This is a genomic window from Amycolatopsis sp. (genome assembly GCF_025464955.1).
In the GTDB taxonomy this organism is placed as follows: Bacteria; Actinomycetota; Actinomycetes; order Mycobacteriales; family Pseudonocardiaceae; genus Amycolatopsis.
Genome location: NZ_JAODNM010000005.1, coordinates 22,499 through 28,869 on the forward strand (window position 1 = coordinate 22,499; position 6,371 = coordinate 28,869).

Sequence of the window (6,371 nt, forward strand, 5' to 3'; positions counted from 1 at the left end):
ACCCTTCAGATTGGAGTGCTCTCCGAGTCCACACAGGACGTTCTAGCCGAGGCCGATCTGTACCGGGCCGAGATGCTTCGCGGCGGTGGCCGGAGTGCCGGTGACCTGCGCGAACGGCAACGAGGTCGTGGGCGCAGAGACCGGCTCGACGAGATACGACTGCCCCGCGGTGACCGGGACGTTCAGCACCGCGGCCGTGGTCGCCTGGACGACGACGACACCCGACGAACCGTTGACGACCTTGACCGACTGGCCGGTCCACGGGCTCCGCACCGACTCGGTCCCGGTCTTCCCCGCCTGTATCGCCACGGTGACCGGAGTTCCGTTCTGCACCTGGACATCGACCTTGGTGCGATCATGGACCAACACCGTGCCGCTCACGTTCCAGTCGCCGGGCCAGGCAGGAGCGATGCGCAGCAACCCGTCATAGTCTTGGACCAACGCCTCGTCCAGCGCTGTCGCCACCCCGGATATCTGTTCGATGTACGGCTCGGTGCCGACAGTGGTTTGCAGATCGGCGAGCCCCGAGATGTACAGCTGGTGAACCTGGGTAATGGAGATCAGCCGCGTCCGGACGGCGTCGGCGAGGCCGAGGCGGGCGGCGTCGATCGCGTCCATGCTCCAGTCGTTGCCGCCGTAGAACTGCCGGGCGTTGTAGGTGCGGACCGCCAACTTGGTCGTATCGCCCGCGTTGTCGCCGATGAGGCTGTACGGCCATACCGGCTCGAGGTCGATGTTCTCGCCGTTGCGGATTTTCGCCGGCGGTTCATAGGAGTACGCGAGGATGTCCGTACCGCCGGCATCGGCTGACGGCGGCAGCACTTCGGTGCGCTTCGTGGTGGTACGGGCATATGGCGGGATCTGGCGTTCGGCCGTAGTGAGCCGGGAAACCAGGTCGCCGTCCGTGTTCAGCAGTTTCGCGGCGGACACGGTCGCCGGGAACAGGGCGGCGTCCGCGGCCAGGTCGGTGGTCGGATCCGGCACGGCCCATTGGGTTTCGTGGGCGTTGGCGACCGCGTGCAGGAGGCCGTCGGAGCCGACCTTCTGGTAGTCGAGCAAGAAGATCGACGCCTGCTGCATGAGCGGGTAGTACTTCCGCAGGAACGACAGATCTCCGGTGTCCTGGTACTGCTGCCAGGCGTAGAGGCCGATCTCGGCACCCGAAGTGATGTTGAGCGCGTTCCAGTTCGGACTCCCGGGTTGACTGCACGCGGCGTTCGCGCCCGGTGCCGGGTCGCCGCCATTACCGTTGAACCGCATGACTTCGGGCACGCAAGCACCAGGCGCGCCGCCCATCTGCGCCTTGGTCCAAGTCTCGATGGCCGGCAGGTTGTCGAGATACAGGTCGAACGTCGGGATATTGAGCGCGAAATTACCCGAACTCATATTCGCCGACAGCTGGGTTCGCTGGTTCCACAGCCAGGTCGCGGATGGGTTCCAGTTCTGTTTGTCCTCGCTGAAATTGAACATGTCGGCGACACCCGCCTGACTGCCCGGAATGGTGCCGCGCATCGAAGCGGCCTCGGTGAACAGATACAGGGTCCGGAGATTCTCCAAGTACTGCGCGGAACCGTCCGAAGAGTTCAGTTCGAGCAGGCCGCTGTTCGCCCAATAGGCGCTCCACCACGACGATTGGGAGGCCAGCAGGGACGCCTCCGCAGTAGTTGAGTCCGAGCCGAAGAGGTTCGATACGGTCGTGGCGGCGTTACCGCCGGTCCAGGTGGGAGCGCCGGCGATCACCCGGTAGGAACCGTCCGGGTTCGGCGTGAAACTCACCTTCACCTGGGTGGGGCCGGCCACGGCCGCGGTCACGTTTCGCCCGCCCGCGGTGATCGCCCCGAGCGAACCGAACGTCCGTTGTGAGGCGCCGGATCCCGAGTTGTCGACCCAAGTTTCGGCCAGCGTGCCGGTGACGCCGGACGCCGCCGCGGTGGGCTTGCGGCCCGACCACAGACTCACCGTCGCGGTTTGCGGCGCGTCCGGTTTCGCCCCGGTGACGTCCACGATCAGCTCGTCCTTGCCGGAAGCCACCCACGCCTTGAGGGTCATCCCGCCACCGGACTCGGTCAGCACCCCGGTGTAGAGGTCCAGCGTGCCGCGGAAGTCCGCGGCGGAGGTCAGCGTCGTCAGCCCCGGGATTTCGACCTGGCCAGGTGACTTGCGGCCCGGGAGCGTGTCCGCACGGTTGAGCTGGGCGGTGAAGCCGTTCGCCGCACACTCGGCGACCCCCAGCGAACCGTTGCCCAGCGGCAGTGACTGGACAGCGGCGGAGTTCGGCGTACCCAGCACGACATCCGACCGGCGTACGACACCGGGTGTGTCGACGACGAACCGGCCGTTCTGCCAAGCGGTCGTGGCGGTTGCGGCCGCGGCCGACAAAGCCGTGGCCGCCGGGAACGCTCCCGTCACCACCAGTACGACCACGGCGAGCTGCGGAATCCGGCGCCACCGGATAGCGGCTCTTCTCCTCGATGGACGGCTTTTCTTCAGAGCACTGGCCATCGTCATCACCTTCAGCTCGAACGCGTCACAGGGGATGTTGTCGGGCACAGTGTTTCTACGTAGTTGCGCCCAAGTCAAGACTTCGATCAAGTTCTGTCCGCAGTACAATCGAAGTTTCCTCGACCAGGCTCGGCACAGCTAATACTCTAGTATGGCTGTCGGTACGCCTTGCGAGTTAGGCATCTTTACCCCTCAGTGCGATGCACCAGGACTCATTTCTCTTCCATAATATGGAATAGGTCTCGCACTGAGGAGAGGGCGCCGTATGTCGATCAGGATCGCACTGGGCGTCACTGTCGTGCTGGCGACGGTCATGGGTGTGTCCGCGTGTTCGAACCCGACCGGCAAGTCGTGGGCGATCACCTACGAGGTGAGTAGCAACTCCGGCAGCACGCTGTCCGAGGTCGGCTACATGAACTCGCCCGGCCGGGAACAGCACGCTGAGTTGCAAGATCCTCCTCGATGGAACGAAGGACTGTCCGCTGTCACCGCGTCCGCAGCAGGGATGCCCGTAACCTGCGCACACGTGACGGACAAGTAGACCGCTCCAGGGTCAGTAGCGGACGTCGCTCGCCAGCAGCGCCTGGTACACAGTGGACGGTTCGCCGTCGACGGTGCTGCCGGCGAACTGGAGCATCGCCCGTCCTTCGCCGTGCATCGGTGCCGGGTAGTTCAACGTCGGAGCCGAGACGTCGTCCAGCGTGCGGAGGTGTTCGGGGGTGAGGGTCACGTCGAGGCCGGCGAGGTTGCTCTGCAGGTGTTCGATGCGCCGGGCGCCGACGATGGGCACGACGGTGCCTTCCCTGGCGCGCAGCCAAGCCAGCGATACCGCTGCCAAGCTGGTGTCGAGTTCGTCGGCGATGGCGGCCACGGCGTCGATGACCGTGAACTGGTCCTCGTCGGGGGCGCCGATGAAGGCCGTGCGGGCCGAGTCCGTGACCTGGGCGTTCCGGCGGTACTTGCCAGACAGGAAACCATTCTTGAGTGGCCCCACGGAACCAGCGCCATGCCCTGATCAAGCGCGAGCGGGGCGAGTTCGCCCTCGACGGTACGAGCCAGCAACGAGTATTCGACCTGCAGCGCGACGAGCGGCGTCCAACTCTTCAGCAACGCCATCGTGTGGGCCTGGGCCGTGACCCAGGCCGGGGTGTTGGAGAAGCCGATGTAGCGGATCTTGCCGGCGCGGACCAGATCGTCGAGGGTGCGCATGGTTTCCTCGATCGGGGTATTGCGGTCCCAATTGTGCAACCAGTACAGGTCGAGGTGGTCGATCTGCATCCGGCGCAGCGTCTCGTCGAGCTGAGCGATGATGGACGAGCGGCCCGCGCCGCCTCCGTTGGGGTCGCCGGGGAACATGTTGAAGAAGAACTTCGACGCCAGCACCACGTGCTCGCGCTGTCCAGGATGCGCGGCGAAGTAGTCGCCGAGGATCTTCTCGGAATGGCCGTTGGTGTAAAAGTTCGCGGTGTCGATGAAGTTCCCGCCGAGATCGAGGTACGTCGACAGGATCTTCTCCGACTCCTCGACACTGCACCCGACGCTGCCGGGATCCTCGCCGAAGGTCATCGCGCCGAGGGCGAACGGGCTGACCCGGAGCCCGGACCGGCCGAGGGTGACGTACTGATCGAGCGACATGAGGAGGACTCCAGTGCTTGTCGAAATGGTCATCTTCATCGAAGCGCGAGCAGCGTGGTCATGGTAGACCGATCCGGCACGATCATTGCCCAATCCGCTCAACTTCGCCACGATCGGGCTTGTCAAGCGCCGCCGGGGATGCTTCAGTGAAGCGTGCACACCACCTTCGATCTCCTTGAGGAGATCCGCGGCATCATCGCGACCCATGCCCGATCGGACCTTCAGACGCCGATCGCCGGACTGCACGTATCCAAAGTGGAGAGTGCCGAGCCGCACCATTCCCTGACCGAACCACTGCTGGTCGTGATGGCTCAGGGCGGCAAACGCCTACTGCTCGGTGACCAGGTGTATGAGTACCGAGCCGGGGAATGTCTGGTGGTCACCACCGATCTGCCCATCGCCGGTCACTTCATCGACGCGAGCCCGCAGGTCCCTTCACTGGCCATGGGACTGGCACTGCGTCCGGCTATCATCGCACCGCTGTTGTTGGAGACTCCGCCGGAACGATGGTCGCGCAGTCCTACCGGGCTGCCCGCGATAGCGACCGGAGAGGCCGGCCTCGACCTGCTCGACGCGGTGGCCCGGATGCTGCGACTGCTCGACCATCCCGAGGACGCGGCGGTGCTCGCCCCGCTGATCGAGCGGGAGATTGCCTGGCGGTTGCTCACCGGCCCGTACAGCGGCCTGGTCCGGCAGGTCGGCCTTGCCGACAGCGGCCTCTCCCACGTCGGCCGGGCCATCCGGTGGGTCCGCGAGAACTACGCCGAATCGATCCGGATCGAGGACCTCGCCCAGCTGGCCGGGATGAGCGCCTCCGGGTTTCACCGGCACTTCCGCGCCGTCACCGCGATGAGTCCCCTGCAGTTCCAGAAACGCATCCGCCTCCAGGAAGCCCGCTCGTTACTGGTCTCCCACGCCGGCGATATCGCCGGCGTGGGGCACATGGTCGGCTACGACAGCCCCTCGCAGTTCAACCGGGAGTACCGCCGGATGTTCGGCGCCCCGCCCGGCCAGGACGCCGCGCAGCTGCGCACGGACACCGCCCCGCGCGATGTCCAGCACCTGCCCTGAATTCTCCGGTTCTCCGGGATTCACTGAGCACACATCGTCGGTCCGGAGATGGTATCGGTGGAGTACCGGCTCGCGCCGGACAATCCGTTTCCGGCGGGACCCGAAGACTGTTACACGGGACTCGTGTCGGTCGAGAAGAACGCCGACACACTGGGCGTCGACCCGCCGCACTGGCACTTCTGGCACGCGACCGCAGCGGCCCGGCCATCGCATTCCAGTATCTCGGCATTCCGGAACTTGACGATCGCCTGGCCACCCCGAGCATGCGGGAGTTCACCGACACTCCGATGTGGAACCGGCCGGGCGCGGAACGCAGCTGGGATGCCTACCTCGGCGAGGGAATCCGCGGCACCAGGGACCTGTCCCCCTAAGCGGCGCCGGCACGGGCGACCGACCTGTCCGGGCTACCGTCCGCCTATATCTCGGCGATGCAGTTCGACCCGTTGCGCAACGAGGACATCGCCTACGCCCAAGCCCTGCTCGTTGCAGGCGTAGCCGTCGAACTGCACGTGTTCTCCGGCACTTTCCACGGGTCAGCGATGGCCGCACATGCCGGGATTACCCAACGCGAGAAGACCGAAAGCTTCGCCGTGCTGGGCAAGGTGCTCGGAGTAGACAACGAGACTTGCCGGAAACACAGTCAGGGCCGGGGCAGGCCATGGCGCCTGAACTCCCTTCCACTGAAGCAAGGACCGGGCCGGCGAGGGGCGCGCGCGACGGATGCGAACGCCACATCCGTCACGCGGTGGTACCACCGGTGCCGACGTGGCCACTTGAGGCTGCTGCGGCTCGCCGCGCCCACTGCCATTCTTATCCGACCCCTGGTACGAATGATTCGTACCAGGGGTCGGCGGGTTCAGCACCGCTGCGGGCGTTAGCAAGTCGACGGCGAGTTGCTGTTGTGCCGGGGAATGCAGTCAGGGCTCGTCAGTTTAGCGGCCGTGTTATCCGGTCGCGTCACTCACGAGCCCTGGTACGGGATATTCTGTTAAATGTGGCAGTTTTTGCGCCTGGGTCTTATAATCGGATCGAGATGATCGGGCGGGATGAAGTCCGGTCTCCCGTCACCGCCCATTCGTACTTCCCAACCACCACAATGTATTAATCGGTGGTGCCGTTCACAAAGGAGGGTCAAGTTGTTCAGGTCGGTTGGCCCACCTAGG

At 65.2% G+C, this 6,371-nt stretch carries 4 protein-coding genes and 3 pseudogenes; 4 read left to right on the forward strand and 3 right to left on the reverse strand.

All coding sequences use genetic code 11. From position 1 onward, the window contains the following. Positions 1 to 42: 42 nt before the first annotated feature. Complete coding sequence (locus JWQ81_RS00410; RefSeq protein ID WP_297536691.1) at positions 43 to 2,502, reverse strand: hypothetical protein; 2,460 nt, start codon at positions 2,500 to 2,502, stop codon at positions 43 to 45. 265 nt (positions 2,503 to 2,767) lie between these two features. Here JWQ81_RS00410 and JWQ81_RS00415 point away from each other — a divergent pair, with 265 nt between their 5' ends. Beyond that, positions 2,768 to 3,043 (forward strand): hypothetical protein, encoded by a 276-nt coding sequence (locus JWQ81_RS00415; RefSeq protein WP_297536692.1) that lies wholly within the window; start codon positions 2,768 to 2,770, stop codon positions 3,041 to 3,043. Between the two features lie 12 nt (positions 3,044 to 3,055). On the opposite strand, the pseudogene JWQ81_RS44735 reads toward JWQ81_RS00415, so the two are convergent. After that, a pseudogene (locus tag JWQ81_RS44735) lies at positions 3,056 to 4,344 on the reverse strand (aldo/keto reductase). Between JWQ81_RS44735 and JWQ81_RS00430 the strand changes: the two are divergent. The 3 genes and pseudogenes from JWQ81_RS00430 (at position 4,291) to JWQ81_RS00440 (ending at position 6,086) form a co-directional block, all read left to right on the forward strand. Further along, positions 4,291 to 5,208, forward strand: coding sequence for an AraC family transcriptional regulator (locus JWQ81_RS00430; protein ID WP_297536696.1), 918 nt, complete (start codon positions 4,291 to 4,293; stop codon positions 5,206 to 5,208). The pseudogene JWQ81_RS44735 and the gene JWQ81_RS00430 overlap by 54 nt on opposite strands. 48 nt (positions 5,209 to 5,256) lie before the next feature. Further along, positions 5,257 to 5,313 (forward strand): annotated as a pseudogene (locus JWQ81_RS00435) (hypothetical protein); the annotation flags it as partial. 323 nt (positions 5,314 to 5,636) lie between these two features. Continuing rightward, positions 5,637 to 6,086: an alpha/beta hydrolase fold domain-containing protein gene (locus tag JWQ81_RS00440; protein ID WP_297536698.1), complete on the forward strand. Its 450-nt coding sequence runs from the start codon at positions 5,637 to 5,639 to the stop codon at positions 6,084 to 6,086. A gap of 110 nt (positions 6,087 to 6,196) precedes the next feature. On the opposite strand, the pseudogene JWQ81_RS00445 reads toward JWQ81_RS00440, so the two are convergent. Next, positions 6,197 to 6,371 (reverse strand): annotated as a pseudogene (locus JWQ81_RS00445) (HNH endonuclease); the annotation flags it as partial.

Coding starts and splice junctions, on each gene's coding strand:
- JWQ81_RS00440 (WP_297536698.1), top strand. CDS start 5,637: ATGCAGTTCGACCCGTTGCGCAACGAGGACATCGCCTACGCCCAAGCC.
- JWQ81_RS00415 (WP_297536692.1), top strand. CDS start 2,768: ATGTCGATCAGGATCGCACTGGGCGTCACTGTCGTGCTGGCGACGGTC.
- JWQ81_RS00410 (WP_297536691.1), bottom strand. CDS start 2,502: ATGGCCAGTGCTCTGAAGAAAAGCCGTCCATCGAGGAGAAGAGCCGCT.